A 14,188-nucleotide genomic window follows, 5' to 3' on the forward strand; every position below is an offset into this window, starting at 1 on the left:
GGTGCCGGGAGTCGTTCGGCGGATGGGGTGCCACGGCGATGACGGACATGGGGAAATGACGGACAAGGACGGAGCGTCCGGACACGGACCGAGCCTGAAGACGCGCCTGTATGCGTGGTGGGAAGGCTATGACCTGTCCGGCATGAAGGCGAAGAAAGGCGATGAGCCGGCGCCCGAACCGGAACAGCCGCAGCCTGCCGCTCCCGGTCCGGGCATGAACCGCTGGGGCAAGCCGCTGTGGACCGCCACCCGCATCGAGGTGGCCGAGAAGATGTGGGGCGAGGGCTTTAACACCCCCGGCGGCGCCGACCATATCCCCTATCTGGTCAAGCCGCTGGGCCTGAACCCGGCGATGAGCGTGCTGGACCTTGCGGCCGGGCTGGGCGGCACCAGCCGCACCATGGCCGGCAAATACGGCTGCTGGGTCACCGGGCTGGAGGCGTCGGAGCTGCTGGCCAAGGAGGGCATGGTCCGCTCCTTCAAGCTTGGTCTGGAGAAGAAGGCGCCCGTTGAAACCTTCAACCCCGAGCATTTCGGCTATCCCAAGCGCGTCGACGCCATCGTCTACAAGGAAGGCCTGTTCTTCGTCCGTGACAAGGAGCAGATGTTCGACGGGATGGAACTGGCGCTGAAGCCGCGCGGCCATCTGCTGATCACCGATTACATCGCCGAAGCGGATGTGATGGGGGCAAAGGCGGTGCAGAGCTGGTGCGACAAGGAGCCGCTGACCCCGAACCTCTGGCCTAAGGACCGCATGGCCAATGCGTTCGCCCAGCGCAACCTCGACCTGCGCATCGCCGAGGACATCACTGACACCCACCGCGGCCTGATCCTGTCCGCCATCCAGGGGCTGGTCGAGCATCTGGAGAAATTCCAGCTCGACACCCCGACCAAGCTGGCGGTGATGGAGGAGGTCGAGCTGTGGGCCCGCCGCGTCGCTGCCATCGAGGCCGGCGTGCGGGTCTACCGCTTCTACGCGATCAAGCCGGCGGAGTAGGGCCGGCGGAGTAGGGAGCGCGTGCCCCTCTGCCGTGCCTCCCGAAAAAACTTTTGCGCAATTGCATTTTTTCACTTGAGCGTGGCCGCGGCTCTGGGTACATAGAGCGCCCCGCGTGACCCCAAGAAACGCGGACGCGCTTGTGGCGGAATTGGTAGACGCGCTAGGTTCAGGTCCTAGTGGCTGAAAGGCCGTGGGGGTTCGAGTCCCTCCAAGCGCACCAACACTTTCAGTGTTGGTGAAGAGTAAGAGAAGTATAGTGGGGCCATAGCTCAGCTGGGAGAGCGCTACAATGGCATTGTAGAGGTCAGGAGTTCGATCCTCCTTGGCTCCACCATTCTCTGCCGCCTGCCGGGGCGGAAAATTCCCGGCCAATCCTCGATCTTTCGAATTCGCCCCGATCCCCGCTGAACTCGCCGGGATCTTTATCGGTACAGCCACTGTGGCCTTTCCGCATCAGGAAGGCGCAGACAGGGTGTTACCACCTTGGGGCGCATGGCCGAACGGGTGCCGCGCACGGATAATCGCGCCTGTCGAACCGCAAACTCTCTTCTGCACGCTTCGACAAAAACACGCACCCACATCGCACGCCATTCCGATTTTTCCGGAGCGCCCGCCATGTCCACACGGATGGAACACGGGTTGAGGACGCTTGTCCTCGCCCTTTACGACGAAGCTGCACTGACGGCGGCTGCCAAGGGCCTGACCGGGCTGTTGGCCGAACGGGCGGCCTTGAGCGAGGCGGCCAGCCTCGCGTCCGGCCCGGCCCGCCGGATCCTGTCTGAGGAAGAGGTGTTGCGCATCGTGCTGTCGGCCCGCCGGCTCCAACGCATGGGCGGCTCGCGCGACGACGGCCCGGTGCTGGTCCCCGGCCTGTCGGCGGTTCCGCCATTGCCGCCGCTGCATCGGGCGGTTGCTGCGATGAAGCCGCGCCGCGGCCGTCTGGCCCTGTGGGCGATGCGCTCGCTGGCACGGCATCCGTCGGCGCCGCTGATCTGACGCGCGCCGGCTGACAGGCAGCGGTCCCGTGCCGGCGACTGGTCCCCGCCGGTGCGGACCGCTGCCGCCTTTCGCCGCAACGGTCGGAGTTGCGCGGCAGGCGGCCCGGAATAGGGGCCGGAGCTGACCCTTGTCCCATGCGGCCCCGGTGCGCGCAGTCGGGGGAGGGCTATTGCGGATGCGTGCTGGCGCGCTGCGGCGCGGCAGGCTACATACGCAAGGCTGCGCTTGCGTCGCAGCGATTGCGTCGCGAGCATCCGCGTCTGCGTCGGATTGGCCTCCCCCGGAGTTGACCGTTGACCAGTGGACAGTTGACCAGCATGCCGCCCGTCACCTTTTCCCTGTGGCCTTTCATGCGCCGGGCCTCGGGCGCCCGCCGCCCGGCCTGCCGGCACTGACGGTCGGGGATCGGAACTGGCATGCGCAGGACGACGATGAAGCCGCGGGCCGACTGGCGCCCGGGTCTCCGCAAATACCCCTATGGTGTGCGCGCCATGTCGGCTGGGGCCGGCTGGCGGGAAGACACCGTCTATGAGTTCACCGCCTCACAGATCGACCTGATCGAAAGCGTGGCGGACGAGCTGCACAGCATGATCGCCGTCGCCGTGCGCCATGTGATGGAGCACAAGCTGTTCGCCTCGCTCGGCATCCGCGGCGATCTGGCGCGCATGCTGGAAGCGTCCTGGGTCGATTACTGGGCCGGCGGACGGCGCAACGAACGGGCGGGCGGGCTGGCTGGCCGGTTGACGCTGGCCTATGATGGGCGCGACAGCGTCAAGCTGCTCGGGTGCAACTACGACACCACCGAAGGGCTGTTCGCCGCCTCAATGATCCAGCGCAACTGGCGCGAGGCGATGGCGCCTGACGCCAACCAGTTCAACGGCCTGCACGAGGCGCTGGTGGAGCGCTGGGAGGAACTGGCGACGGGCGTGCCCGGCCGCGGTCGCATGCATGCGACCTGCGCCACCCCCGACCCGGTGCGCGAGGGCGAACTGGTCTATCTCGCCGCCACCGCGGCGGAGGCCGGCATCGACACACGGCTTCTGCCGCTCCATTCCATCGCCTGGGACGGCCGCCGCTTCCTCGACGACGAGGGACAGCCGATCTCCTGGCTGGCGAAGCTCTATCCGTGGGACGGGCTGGCCGACGACGGGTTCCTCCAGCGCCTGCGCAGCAGCGGGATGAGCGTGCTGTCGCCGCTGTGGTGCTGGTTGTGGTCGAACCACGGCCTGCTGGCGGTGCTGTCCCACCTGTATCCGCGCCACCCGAACCTGTGCCGTGCGGCGCTGGACCCCAGCGGCGTGGCCGGGGCCGATAGGGTGACCGCGCGCGCCCTGCATGGGCTGGACGGTGCGCCGACCCGCATGGTGCAGCATGGGGAGGTGATCGCCGACGACGGGCCGGACATCGGCGAGGATGTCGCGGCCCATGGTGCCGTCTGGCTGGAAACCCCATCCTGCTTCAGGGAGGAGGACACCCGCGCCGTCCTGCACGCCTGGATCGTCGGCGACAAGTGCCTGGGCATGGCGGTGCGGGAATCCACCGACCTGCGGCTGGCGGCCGGTGTCGGGCCGGACGCGGCAATGGTCCCGCACCTGTTCAGGGGCTGATTTAGGGGCTGATTGCCCGCCGACTGTCCCGACAACCCGTCAGGGCGCGAACGGGTTCTTCAGTGCCGGGCCGAAGGTCGCCTTGCGGGCGGCGCGCCAGATGCTTTCGGCCGCCGCATCGTTGCCGCGGTCGGCGATGGCCATGCCGGCCACGCCGGGCTGATGGCTGAGCCAGTCGCGCAGCAGGTTTTCGAACCGCGTGACCTCACGCGGATCGTCGCTGGTCATGGTGATCGAAACGGTCAGTTCGGTGGTCATGGTCGGTTCCCTCCTGACGGTTGGACGGGCCGGTCGATCCAAAAAATCAGCCGGCCGAAAAATCAGCCGGACCGGCGCCGCGGACGAGAAGGTGCCCCCTATGCACGGGGGCAAGCCTGCGCGCCCGGTCCCGCATGCGCAATGAAAAAGGCGGGGTATGACCCCGCCTTCCTCGCGTTCCGTCCACCGGGACCCGTTCTGCCGGACGGATCCGGCGGCCCGTCACTTCGTGTCCGACTTGCTGCCGGGAATGGCGATGCTGGCGATCTGCTTCTGCAATTCGTCGATCTGCTTCTGCAGTTCGTCGAAGGTGGCGCCGCCCGGATTGGCGGCGGGCGCGGCGTTGCCCCCCTGGCCGGGCTGGCCGGCCGGGCGCTGTGCGCCGGGCACCTCGTCCCCGGCGCCGGGGGCGCCGAAGGGAGTGAACATGCGCATGGCGCGTTCGAACATCGCCATGTTCTGCTTGCTGACCTCGTCCAGCCGGCCGAACGGGAACATGCCGCCCAGCGTGTTCTGGAAATAGTCGCGCATCTGCTCCTGATTGCGCGAGAAGGCCTGCATCGAATATTCCAGATAGCGCGGCACCACGGACTGCATGTTGTCGCCGTAGAAGCCGATCAACTGGCGCAGGAAGCTGATGGGCAGCAGGTTCTGCCCCTTGCTTTCCTCTTCCACGATGATCTGGGTCAGGACGGACCGGGTGATGTCCTCCCCGGTCTTCGCGTCATAGACCACGAAGTCCAGCCCGTCCTTCACCATCTGGCAGAGATGGTCGAGCGTGACGTAGCTGCTGGTGGCGGTATTGTAGAGCCGCCGGTTGGCGTACTTCTTGATCGTGATCGGAGCGGACTTCTGGTCTTCCTTGTCGGCCATCGCTGAGTCTTTCAAGAAGGGACGCGTTCCAGTCACGTTCCAGGTCATGGAGTTCCGGAACACACGTGACTGGCGGCGGAAATTGTTCCGTCATTAGGACTACTCGAAGGGATAGCAATTTGTCCAGCGTTGCGCCGCGGCATAGCGCCGCGGTTGCGCTCCGCCCGGCGGTGCGGATGGGGGATCGGTGCGCAAGCGGCTGCCTCCCGCCGATACCCGAAAGGTCAGGTAAGGGGCCATGCCGGGCTGGTCAAGCCGGCCCGGCGGCCCCTATACTCCGGCCATGGCCGACCCGTCGAATCCAGACCGCTCCTCCGATCCGTCCGCCGCCGACCCGCCTTCCTACGAAACGCTGGCGCGCCGCTACCTGGACCTGTGGCAGGACCAATGGACGGCCTGCGCCGCCGATCCGGAAATGGCCGACATGATGACCCGCCTGTTCCAGATGATGGGGCAGGGGGCGGGGCCGTTCGGATTCGGCCACGCAGGCTTCGGCGCGTTCGGTGGCGGCTCCATGCCCGGCACCGGCTGGGATCCCCACCCCTGGCCATTCCCGAACAGCGGCTCCCCCCAACACGGACAGCCTTCCGATGAGCGAGCGTCTGGCGGACGACAGGCAGACGGGCGAGGCTCCGCCCAATCCGGCAGCGGGACCGGTGAAACGGCAGGGACCGCGCCCGCTGGCGCTCCATCTGACGGCGGCTCTGGCCAGCTTGCTCAGCTCCTCGGCCGCATTGCCGCACTTGAGGAGCGGCTTGCTTCCCTGGACCCCGGCCCTGCGGAGCCGGGCGGCGGCGCTACGGGAGGACATGGCGCGGGCGGACCGGATGCAGGGCACCCGAACGCAGGAAAACCGAGCGCAGGAAAGGGCGCCAGGGCCCGGCGACCGTCTGGCCAGGGAGGTTGACCGCGAGATCCGCCGCCGCATCGACGCCGTCCTGACCGGGGTCGAGCGCTACCGCAGCCACCCCTACCGCCGCGACCTGCCCGATCCGCCGGTGGTCTGGACGGAAGGCGGATCGCGCCTGCTGGATTACGGCCAGAGAGGGGGCGGCCGGCCGGTCCTGTTCGTGCCGTCGCTGGTCAACCGCGCCTATATCCTCGACCTGTCGCGCGACAGGAGCCTGATGCGCTGGCTGGTGGCGCATGGTTTCCGGCCGCTCCTGCTGGATTGGGGCAGGCCGGGGCCGCTGGAGCGGCGCTTCACCCTGACCGACTACATCGCCGGACGGCTGGAACGCGCGCTGGACTTCGCCGTCGAGATGGCCGGCGCGCCGGTCCCGGTGGTCGGCTACTGCATGGGCGGGCTGCTGGCCGCGGCTCTGGCGCAGCGCCGGCCGCGCTCGCTCGCCGGGTTGGGGCTGATGGCGACGCCCTGGGACTTCCATGCGGAGGATGCGGCGACCGCCCGCCGGGTGGCGACCTTCATCCAGCCTTGGGGCCCGGTGCTGGACCGCTGGGGCGAACTGCCGACCGACGCCCTGCAGGCGCTGTTCGCCCAGCTCGACCCGCTGCTGGCGCTGAAGAAATTCTCCGGCTTCGCCCGCATGGCGCCCGGCTCCCGTGCCGCCACCGCCTTCGTCGCGCTGGAGGATTGGCTGAACGACGGGGTGCCGCTGGTGGCCGGGGTGGCGCGCGACGCGCTGGCCGGCTGGTACGGGCGCAACGACACGATGGCGGGGGCCTGGATGGTCGCCGGGCTGCCGGTCGATCCCGGCGCCATCCGCGTGCCGACGCTTGCCCTCATCCCGGAACGCGACCGGATCGTCCCGCCGGCTTCCGCCCTGGCGCTGCCCGCCGCGATCCCCGGTGCCAGAATCCTGCGCCCGCCGCTTGGCCATATCGGTATGGTGGTGAGCGCCGGTGCTGAAACCGGAGTGTGGAATCCTCTGGCCGAATGGCTTGCTGCGACAGGTTAGCGCCGCGACCTTCGGCCAGCTTGCACCCGTCATATTGCCCGACTTAAGGTAAGAATCACTCCGAGCGTCCCACCAGCGCTATAATAAAACTGTCCTATTTCGAGGAGCGTCCAATGACCGAGGTTGTCATCGCCGGTGCCGCCCGTACGCCCATCGGCAGCTTCAACGGCGCCCTCAGCGCCGTTCCCGCCCATGTTCTGGGCGAGGTCGCGATCCGCGAAGCGCTGGCCCGTGCCAAGACCGACGCGGCGGAAGTGAACGAGGTGATCTTTGGCCAGATCCTGACCGCCGGCCAGGGCCAGAATCCGGCCCGTCAGGCCGCCGTCAACGCCGGCATCCCGGTTGAGGCGACCGCCATCGGCGTCAACCAGCTCTGCGGGTCCGGTCTGCGCACCGTGGCTCTCGGCTATCAGGCGATCAAGAACGGCGACGCCGATATCCTGGTCGTCGGCGGCCAGGAAAGCATGAGCATGGCTCCGCACGTCATGCATCTGCGCAACGGCACCAAGATGGGGTCCGCCGAACTGCTCGACACCATGCTGCGCGACGGTCTGACCGACGCCTTCCATGGTTATCACATGGGCACCACCGCGGAGAACGTCGCCCAGAAGTGGCAGCTGACCCGCCAGGAGCAGGACGCCTTCGCCGCCGCCAGCCAGCAGAAGGCCGAGGCTGCCCAGAAGGCCGGCCGCTTCAAGGACGAGATCGTCCCGGTCACCATCAAGGGCCGCAAGGGCGACGTCGTCGTCTCGGACGACGAGTACCCGAAGCACGGCACCACGGAGGAATCGCTGGCCAAGCTGCGCCCGGCCTTCTCGAAGGACGGCACCGTGACCGCCGGCAACGCGTCGGGCATCAATGACGGCGCCGCCGCCCTGGTGCTGATGACGGCGGAGAACGCGGCCAAGCGCGGCGTCACCCCGCTGGCCCGCATCGTTTCCTGGGCGACCGCCGGCGTCGATCCGGCGATCATGGGCACCGGCCCGATCCCGGCCTCGCGCAAGGCGCTGGAAAAGGCGGGCTGGACCGTCGACGACCTCGACCTGATCGAGGCGAACGAGGCCTTCGCCGCCCAGGCGCTGGCCGTCAACAAGGACCTCGGCTGGGACACCGGCAAGGTCAACGTCAATGGCGGGGCCATCGCGCTCGGCCATCCGGTCGGCGCCTCCGGTGCCCGCGTGCTGACCACGCTGCTGTTCGAAATGCAGAAGCGTGATGCGAAGAAGGGCCTCGCCACCCTGTGCATCGGTGGCGGCATGGGCATCGCCCTCTGCGTCCAGCGCGACTGAGGACCGGACGGGCCGCTTTCGCAAATGGAAGCGGCCCGCTTCGCTTGAAGGCTTGGGACATCCGCCGGACCTGCGGAGGGAGTCCCATGCCCAACAATAAAAAGTCAAAGAAACCAACCAACCATCACTAAATCTGGGGAGAAGAACTATGGCTCGTGTTGCAGTCGTCACTGGTGGCACCCGCGGCATCGGCGAGGCGGTTGCCGTCGCCCTGAAGAATGCCGGCTACAAGGTCGCCGCCAACTATGCCGGCAACGATCAGGCGGCCGAGGAATTCACCGCCCGCACCGGCATCCCGACTTACAAGTTCGACGTCGCGGACTTCGACGCCTGCAAGAAGGGGATCGCCGCGATCGAGTCCGACCTGGGCCCGGTCGATGTGCTCATCAACAACGCCGGCATCACCCGTGACGGCGTGATGCACCGCATGACCTACGATCAGTGGGAGAAGGTGATCCACACCAACCTCTCTTCCTGCTTCAACATGTGCCGCAACGTCATCGACGGCATGCGCGAGCGTGGTTTCGGCCGCATCGTCAACATCGGCTCGGTCAACGGCCAGGCCGGCCAGTACGGTCAGGTCAACTACGCCGCGGCGAAGTCCGGCATCCACGGCTTCACCAAGGCGCTGGCGCAGGAGAGCGCCGCCAAGGGCATCACCGTCAACGCCATCGCCCCCGGCTACATCGACACCGACATGGTGCGCGCAGTGCCGGCCAACGTGCTGGAAAAGATCGTCGCCCGCATCCCGGTCGGCCGTCTCGGCCGCGCGTCGGAGATCGCCAAGGCCGTGCTGTACCTCGTCGACGACGACAACGGCTTCATGACCGGATCGACCCTGTCGGTCAACGGCGGCCAGCACATGTACTGATCCCGAACCGGGTCTCGCACCCTGGTTTTTGAGATGTGACGAAGCCCCTTTCCCACCCCTGCCCGGACCGCTGGTCCGCTGTGGGTGGGGGAGGGGCTTTTGTTTTTGAAACAGCCTCCACCGCACTTGACGGACCAGCCGCCGAGTTGAAGGTTATCGTCCGTTTCGGACGCACCACCACATTGGACACCCTGCGATGCCCTACACCTCGTTGCGCGACTTCATCGACCGGCTGGAGAAGGCGGGGCGGCTGGTGGTGGTGAAGGAGCCGGTGTCCAGCGTGCTGGAGATGACCGAGATCCAGACCCGCCTGCTGGCCGAGAACGGCCCGGCGGTGCTGTTCGAGAACGTCATCAAGGCCGACGGCACGCGCTCGGAGATGCCGGTGCTGGTCAACCTGTTCGGCACGGTGGAGCGGGTCGCCTGGGGGATGGACCGCGAGCCGCACCAGCTGCGCGCCGTCGGCGAGACGCTGGCCTTCCTAAAGCAGCCGGAGCCGCCGGGCGGCTTCCGCGAGGCGCTGGAGCTGATCCCGCTCGCCAAGACCGTGCTGTCGATGAAGCCGAAGACGGTCGGCTCGGCTCCCTGCCAGGAGGTGGTGCTGACCGGCGACGACATCGACCTCGGCCGCCTGCCGGTGCAGAGCTGCTGGCCGGGCGAACCGGCGCCGCTGATCACCTGGCCGCTGGTGGTGACCAAGGGGCCGACGGGGAAGCGCGAAGACGACTTCAACCTCGGCATCTACCGCATGCAGGTGCTGGGGAAGAACAAGACCATCATGCGCTGGCTAAAGCACCGCGGCGGCGCCCAGCACCATCACCGCTGGGCTGCCCATCAAGAAAGGAAGGGCGGCAAGCGCGAGCCACTGCCCTGCGCCGTCGTGCTGGGGGCCGATCCCGGCACCATCCTGGCCGCGGTGACGCCGGTGCCCGACACCCTGTCGGAATACCAGTTCGCCGGCCTGCTGCGCGGCAAGAAGGTGGAGCTGGTGGAGTGCAAGACGGTGCCGCTGAAGGTGCCGGCCCAGGCGGAGATCGTTCTGGAAGGTCATGTCAGTCTGGACGAGTATGCCGACGAGGGGCCGTACGGCGACCACACCGGCTATTACAATTCGGTCGAGCCCTTCCCGGTCTTCACCGTCACCGCCATGACGATGCGGCGCAAGCCGATCTACCTCTCCACCTTCACCGGCCGTCCGCCCGACGAGCCGTCGGTGCTGGGCGAGGCGCTGAACGAGGTGTTCATCCCGCTGCTGATCCAGCAGTTTCCGGAGATCGTCGATTTCTGGCTGCCGCCGGAAGGCTGTTCCTACCGCATCGCGGTGGTCAGCATGAAGAAGGCCTATCCCGGCCATGCCAAGCGGGTGATGATGGGCGTCTGGTCCTTCCTGCGCCAGTTCATGTACACAAAGTGGGTGATCGTCGTGGACGACGACATCGACGCTCGGAACTGGAAGGACGTGATGTGGGCGATCTCCACCCGCATGGATCCGGCCCGCGACATCACGGTGATCGAAGGCACGCCCATCGACTATCTCGACTTCGCCAGCCCGGAATCGGGGCTCGGCGGCAAGGTTGGCCTGGACGCCACCAACAAGTGGCCGCCGGAAACCAAGCGTGAATGGGGCGAGAAGCTGCACATGACCGACGAGGTCGTCGAGGCGGTCAGCCGGAAATGGGACCTGTACGGCCTGCCGGGCAGCGGGAAACCGATCTGGAAGAAGTGAGCGGGCCACCCTCTCCCGGCCAGGGTCGGGAGAGGGAGTCCATCAGCGCCGCGGGTCGCGGCTCAGGCCCTTGGACTGCAACTCTTCAAGATACTCGGCCCACAGCGCTTCCTGTTCGATGCCGATCTCGTAGAGGTATTTCCAGCTGAAGATGCCGCTGTCGTGCAGGTCGTCGAAGACGATGCGGATGGCGTAATTGCCGACCGGCTCCAACCGCATGATGCCGACATGGCGGCGACCGGCCACCGTCTGCTTCTGGCTGGGGTTGTGGCCCTGCACCTCGGCGGACGGGCTGACGACGCGCAGGAACTCCGCCGGGTAGGAGAAGGTCCGGCCGTCGTCGAAATCGACCTCCAGCCGCTTCTCCTCCTTCTTCAGGCGGATCTCGGTCGGCCAGTGGACCGTGCCGAATCCATCGCCCGTATCGGCGCCTGCACTCATCGCGCCGCCCCCACCTTGTCCAGGCTGCGGGCCTCGTCGATCAGCATGATCGGGATGCCGTCGCGAATCGGATAAGCCAGACCGGCGCGCTCGCTGACCAGCTCCGCACGCTCGGCGTCATAACGCAGCGGACCCTTGGTCAGCGGGCAGACCAGGATCTCCAGCAGCTTCGGATCGACGCGGGCGTTGGTTTTCGCTTCGCTGCTCTTGTCCTCGGGCGTCGCCATGTCGTGTCTCGTGGTGATTGGAAGGAATCAGTGCTTGGGCGGCGGGCCGTCCCCGTCATGGCTGTCGAGAATGGCCATCTCGACCAGCCCGATCAAGAGCTTCCCACGTTCCGCCAGGGTCGGCGCCTCCAGCAGCGCCTGTTTTTCACCAGGCGTGAAGGGGCAGATCATCGCCAGAGAGTTGACCAGCCGTTCATCCAGCGTCGATTCGATGGATTTCCAGTCGACCGACAGGCCCTGGACCCTGAAGTAGGTCTTCAGGGCGCCTAGCAGCCGGTTGCGGTCGATGTCGCCGCAGGACTCGGGTTCCAGGTCGGCGCGGAAGGGGCGCCAGTCGGGGACGACCCGCCGATAGCCGCGCGCACCCTCCACCTCCCGCCCGATCTCGAACCGGGCGACCCCGGTCAGGGTGATGAGGCATCGGCCGTCGTCGGTCTCGGCGAAGCTGGTGATGCGGCCGGCGCAGCCGCAGGAATAGACGGCCGGCTCGCGCTCCCGCCCGGCAGGGTCGAGGGGCTGGATCATGCCGATCATGCGGCCGCTGCCCAGCGCATCCTCGACCATGGCGAGATAGCGCGGCTCGAAGATGTTCAGCGGCAGCCGCGCCCGCGGCAGCAGCAGGACGCCGGCCAGCGGGAAGATCGGCATCATCGCCGGCAATTGGCTGAACTCGGGGTCGAAGGGGTTTCTGGTCATGCCAATCAGATAGAACCCCTTCGCCGGTGGAACAGCCGTCCTTTTTTCGGAAAAAGCGTCAGCTGAACATCATGGTCGACAGGCGGCGGCGGGTCTTCACCGTCAGCGGGTCGGTCTGGCCGAACGCCTCGAAGAACTTCACCAGCTGCTTGCGGGCGCCGTCGTCGTTCCAAGTCCGGTCGCGCTTGAAGATCTCCAGCAGCTCGTCCACCGCCGCTTCACGCTTGCCGGCGGCGAACAGCGCCATGGCGAGGTCGAAGCGCGAGGCATGGTCGTTCGGGTCGTGGGCGACCTTTTCCATCAGCTCCGGGATCGGGCCGGCGTTGGCGGCCTGTTCCGCCACGTCGAGAGCGGCGCGGACGTTGGCCAGCTCCTTGTCCTTGGCGATGGCTTCCGGGGCCTGGGCCAGCATCTGCTTGGCGTTCTCCAGATCGCCGGCGGCGATCAGGCAGCGGACGATGCCGGCATAGGCCTGGGCGTTCTCCGGCTCGGCCTGCAGGATCTGGCTGTAGAGGTCGAGTGCGCCCTGCAGGTCGCCCCCCTCCAGCATCTCCTTGGCCTGGGCAAAGGCCTCCTCCAGCATGTCGTCGGCACCGCCGCCGGCACCGGCCTGCTTGGCCAGCGCCACCAGCTTGTCGACGAAGGCCTTCACCTGCGATTCGGGCAGGGCGCCCATGAAGCCGTCGACCGGACGGCCCTGGAAGAAGGCATAGACCGCCGGGATCGACTGCACGCGCAGCTGCGAGGCGATCATCGGGTTGGCGTCGGTGTCGATCTTCACCAGGCGGACCGCGCCCTTGGCGGCGCGCACCACCTTCTCGATGATCGGGCCCAGCTGCTTGCAGGGGCCGCACCAGGGCGCCCAGAAATCGACGATCACCGGGACGTCGCGCGAGGCTTCGATCACGTCGGCCATGAAGGCGCGGTCGGTGCTGTCCTTGACGATCTCAGCGGCACCGGCGGCGGAACCGGCGGCGGGAGCGGCGGGCTTGGACCCGTTGGCGGGGGGCATGGAGAACATGGCGTGTTTCGGTCCCGTTGGTGATGCCTGGCCCATTAGGACATCCCGGTGGGCCATGGAGTTGCCGATCCGGCCGGCCCGGATCCTCATCGTTGGCGACATATGTGAGCGCGCAGGGCGGCTCAAGCAAGCATTGCGTGGACAGGCTCTGCGCAGAGGCGCCGGCCCGTCACTCCTGCGTGCGGCCGAACTCGACGATTGCCGGTTCGTGACCGCAGGCGCGGATGAAGCGCATCAGGTCGTCCCGCCGGATCGCGGTGGTGCGGTCGTTCAGCAGCGGGTGATAGTTCAGCAGGTCATGCTCCATCATCGCCTGCTGCAGGACCACGCGCACCTTGTGTCCGGTATCATTGACCAGCGAGAAGGGCGTGACCGATCCCGGCCGGATGCCGAGGAAGCGCCAAAGCCGCTCCGCCGAGGCGAAGGACAGCCGCGCCGACCCGATGGCCTTGTCCAGCCGATTCAGGTCGATTTTCGCATCCTCCAGCGCCACCACCAGCCAATGCTGGTCCTTCTTGTCCTTCAGGAACAGGTTCTTGCAATGGCCGCCGGGCAGGGCGCCACGCAGGGCCTTGCTTTCCTCCACCGTGTGCAGCGGCGGGTGGCTGTGCGTGGTCGCCTGGATGCCCAGCGCGTCGAGCCGCGCCAGCAGTTGATCCGGCGAGGTCGGCAGCGGCGCGTCCCCATCGGGAAGGGAGGCGTCCGGAAGGGAGGTCGATGCGGTGTCCATGACAGCCCTTGTACCGGGCGCGCGGAAAATCGTCCAGACGGTGAAAAAAACTGAAACAAGGCGCTTGCATTGCGTCGGCCGATGAGTATAGTCCGCCGCACACCGCCGGACGGCAGCGACAACGGTCTGAACCGATGAAACGCCGGACGATGGAATGGAGCGCGGGCGTAGCTCAGGGGTAGAGCACAACCTTGCCAAGGTTGGGGTCGAGGGTTCGAATCCCTTCGCCCGCTCCAGTTTCCTCCAGACTTTACGCTGGAGCATGCGATTTCAAAAGGCCGGACCTTCGGGTGCCGGCCTTTCGCATTTTCTCCCTCCTGTTTCCCGTCCATCCGGACTTGCCGGCTAGCAGTCCGCAAGCCCTCCGTGGGGGAAAACTCCGGGCGGGATGATCGACCATCGGATGCCGATCCGCGGGATCGACAATCCATCTCATTCTTTCAGCTTTCAATTGCGGCAAGTCAAAGCCTGATCGTCATACAATTGTAGGCGGATGGTGAGGCTGAAACGGCATGATGTTCCCGCCGCTAC

Annotated in this window: 14 protein-coding genes and 3 tRNA genes; 10 read left to right on the forward strand and 7 right to left on the reverse strand. The window is 67.0% G+C overall.

The window, feature by feature from the left end:
- The first annotated feature begins 55 nt into the window (after positions 1–55).
- The 5 genes from ABNQ40_RS19705 to ABNQ40_RS19725 all read left to right on the forward strand — a co-directional run bounded on the left by ABNQ40_RS19705 (position 56) and on the right by ABNQ40_RS19725 (position 3,606).
- Positions 56–997, forward strand: coding sequence for a methyltransferase domain-containing protein (locus ABNQ40_RS19705; RefSeq protein WP_109048983.1), 942 nt, complete (start codon positions 56–58; stop codon positions 995–997).
- A 136-nt stretch (positions 998–1,133) separates the two neighbouring features.
- Positions 1,134–1,220, forward strand: a tRNA-Leu gene (locus ABNQ40_RS19710).
- A gap of 38 nt (positions 1,221–1,258) precedes the next feature.
- Positions 1,259–1,334, forward strand: a tRNA-Ala gene (locus tag ABNQ40_RS19715).
- A 281-nt stretch (positions 1,335–1,615) separates the two neighbouring features.
- A complete protein-coding gene (locus tag ABNQ40_RS19720; protein WP_109048137.1) occupies positions 1,616–1,996 on the forward strand; it encodes a hypothetical protein in 381 nt (126 codons plus the stop codon).
- Positions 1,997–2,415: 419 nt separating this feature from the next.
- Positions 2,416–3,606 carry a glutathionylspermidine synthase family protein gene (locus ABNQ40_RS19725; protein WP_109048136.1) on the forward strand — a complete coding sequence of 397 codons (1,191 nt, stop codon included), beginning with the start codon at positions 2,416–2,418 and terminating at the stop codon, positions 3,604–3,606.
- Between the two features lie 39 nt (positions 3,607–3,645).
- On the opposite strand, the gene ABNQ40_RS19730 is transcribed toward ABNQ40_RS19725, so the two are convergent.
- Both ABNQ40_RS19730 and phaR read right to left on the reverse strand, forming a co-directional pair.
- Positions 3,646–3,864: a hypothetical protein gene (locus ABNQ40_RS19730; protein ID WP_109048135.1), complete on the reverse strand. Its 219-nt coding sequence runs from the start codon at positions 3,862–3,864 to the stop codon at positions 3,646–3,648.
- Positions 3,865–4,086: 222 nt separating this feature from the next.
- On the reverse strand, positions 4,087–4,737 hold the full coding sequence (gene phaR / locus ABNQ40_RS19735; protein ID WP_109048134.1) for a polyhydroxyalkanoate synthesis repressor PhaR: 651 nt from the start codon (positions 4,735–4,737) through the stop codon (positions 4,087–4,089).
- Between the two features lie 590 nt (positions 4,738–5,327).
- Here phaR and ABNQ40_RS19740 point away from each other — a divergent pair.
- From ABNQ40_RS19740 to ABNQ40_RS19755, 4 genes are all read left to right on the forward strand, one after another.
- Positions 5,328–6,656 (forward strand): alpha/beta fold hydrolase, encoded by a 1,329-nt coding sequence (locus ABNQ40_RS19740; protein WP_109048133.1) that lies wholly within the window; start codon positions 5,328–5,330, stop codon positions 6,654–6,656.
- A 113-nt stretch (positions 6,657–6,769) separates the two neighbouring features.
- The gene (locus ABNQ40_RS19745) at positions 6,770–7,945 is read left to right on the forward strand and encodes an acetyl-CoA C-acetyltransferase (protein WP_098739226.1); all 1,176 of its coding nucleotides are present in this window, start codon (positions 6,770–6,772) and stop codon (positions 7,943–7,945) included.
- 148 nt (positions 7,946–8,093) lie between these two features.
- Positions 8,094–8,816: an acetoacetyl-CoA reductase gene (phbB, locus tag ABNQ40_RS19750; protein WP_063635164.1), complete on the forward strand. Its 723-nt coding sequence runs from the start codon at positions 8,094–8,096 to the stop codon at positions 8,814–8,816.
- Between the two features lie 196 nt (positions 8,817–9,012).
- Positions 9,013–10,542 carry a UbiD family decarboxylase gene (locus tag ABNQ40_RS19755; RefSeq protein WP_109048132.1) on the forward strand — a complete coding sequence of 510 codons (1,530 nt, stop codon included), beginning with the start codon at positions 9,013–9,015 and terminating at the stop codon, positions 10,540–10,542.
- A 42-nt stretch (positions 10,543–10,584) separates the two neighbouring features.
- Here ABNQ40_RS19755 and ABNQ40_RS19760 read toward each other — a convergent pair whose 3' ends face one another.
- From ABNQ40_RS19760 to ABNQ40_RS19780, 5 genes are all read right to left on the reverse strand, one after another.
- On the reverse strand, positions 10,585–10,983 hold the full coding sequence (locus ABNQ40_RS19760) for a gamma-butyrobetaine hydroxylase-like domain-containing protein (RefSeq protein ID WP_109048131.1): 399 nt from the start codon (positions 10,981–10,983) through the stop codon (positions 10,585–10,587).
- Entirely contained in the window at positions 10,980–11,210 is a 231-nt protein-coding gene (locus tag ABNQ40_RS19765; protein ID WP_109048130.1) for a Trm112 family protein, read from the reverse strand. Before ABNQ40_RS19765 ends, ABNQ40_RS19760 begins: the two co-directional genes overlap by 4 nt.
- Positions 11,211–11,237: 27 nt before the next feature.
- Positions 11,238–11,906 carry an LON peptidase substrate-binding domain-containing protein gene (locus ABNQ40_RS19770; protein WP_109048129.1) on the reverse strand — a complete coding sequence of 223 codons (669 nt, stop codon included), beginning with the start codon at positions 11,904–11,906 and terminating at the stop codon, positions 11,238–11,240.
- Between the two features lie 58 nt (positions 11,907–11,964).
- Positions 11,965–12,927 carry a co-chaperone YbbN gene (locus tag ABNQ40_RS19775; RefSeq protein WP_109048128.1) on the reverse strand — a complete coding sequence of 321 codons (963 nt, stop codon included), beginning with the start codon at positions 12,925–12,927 and terminating at the stop codon, positions 11,965–11,967.
- Positions 12,928–13,096: 169 nt separating this feature from the next.
- Positions 13,097–13,657, reverse strand: coding sequence for a prolyl-tRNA synthetase associated domain-containing protein (locus ABNQ40_RS19780; RefSeq protein ID WP_109048127.1), 561 nt, complete (start codon positions 13,655–13,657; stop codon positions 13,097–13,099).
- 161 nt (positions 13,658–13,818) lie between these two features.
- Between ABNQ40_RS19780 and ABNQ40_RS19785 the strand changes: the two genes are divergently transcribed.
- Positions 13,819–13,893 (forward strand) — tRNA-Gly (locus ABNQ40_RS19785).
- Positions 13,894–14,188 lie beyond the last annotated feature (295 nt).

The sequence above is a fragment of the Azospirillum sp. A23 genome, assembly GCF_042938965.1.
GTDB classification, from domain to species: Bacteria; Pseudomonadota; Alphaproteobacteria; order Azospirillales; family Azospirillaceae; genus Azospirillum; species Azospirillum melinis.

Excerpts from the sequence above, each read along its gene's own strand:
- ABNQ40_RS19755 (WP_109048132.1), top strand. The coding sequence starts at position 9,013 with ATGCCCTACACCTCGTTGCGCGACTTCATCGACCGGCTGGAGAAGGCG.
- ABNQ40_RS19730 (WP_109048135.1), bottom strand. The coding sequence starts at position 3,864 with ATGACCACCGAACTGACCGTTTCGATCACCATGACCAGCGACGATCCG.
- ABNQ40_RS19765 (WP_109048130.1), bottom strand. The coding sequence starts at position 11,210 with ATGGCGACGCCCGAGGACAAGAGCAGCGAAGCGAAAACCAACGCCCGC.
- ABNQ40_RS19720 (WP_109048137.1), top strand. The coding sequence starts at position 1,616 with ATGTCCACACGGATGGAACACGGGTTGAGGACGCTTGTCCTCGCCCTT.
- ABNQ40_RS19775 (WP_109048128.1), bottom strand. The coding sequence starts at position 12,927 with ATGTTCTCCATGCCCCCCGCCAACGGGTCCAAGCCCGCCGCTCCCGCC.
- ABNQ40_RS19705 (WP_109048983.1), top strand. The coding sequence starts at position 56 with ATGACGGACAAGGACGGAGCGTCCGGACACGGACCGAGCCTGAAGACG.
- phaR (WP_109048134.1), bottom strand. The coding sequence starts at position 4,737 with ATGGCCGACAAGGAAGACCAGAAGTCCGCTCCGATCACGATCAAGAAG.
- ABNQ40_RS19740 (WP_109048133.1), top strand. The coding sequence starts at position 5,328 with ATGAGCGAGCGTCTGGCGGACGACAGGCAGACGGGCGAGGCTCCGCCC.
- ABNQ40_RS19745 (WP_098739226.1), top strand. The coding sequence starts at position 6,770 with ATGACCGAGGTTGTCATCGCCGGTGCCGCCCGTACGCCCATCGGCAGC.
- ABNQ40_RS19760 (WP_109048131.1), bottom strand. The coding sequence starts at position 10,983 with ATGAGTGCAGGCGCCGATACGGGCGATGGATTCGGCACGGTCCACTGG.
- phbB (WP_063635164.1), top strand. The coding sequence starts at position 8,094 with ATGGCTCGTGTTGCAGTCGTCACTGGTGGCACCCGCGGCATCGGCGAG.
- ABNQ40_RS19770 (WP_109048129.1), bottom strand. The coding sequence starts at position 11,906 with ATGACCAGAAACCCCTTCGACCCCGAGTTCAGCCAATTGCCGGCGATG.
- ABNQ40_RS19780 (WP_109048127.1), bottom strand. The coding sequence starts at position 13,657 with ATGGACACCGCATCGACCTCCCTTCCGGACGCCTCCCTTCCCGATGGG.
- ABNQ40_RS19725 (WP_109048136.1), top strand. The coding sequence starts at position 2,416 with ATGCGCAGGACGACGATGAAGCCGCGGGCCGACTGGCGCCCGGGTCTC.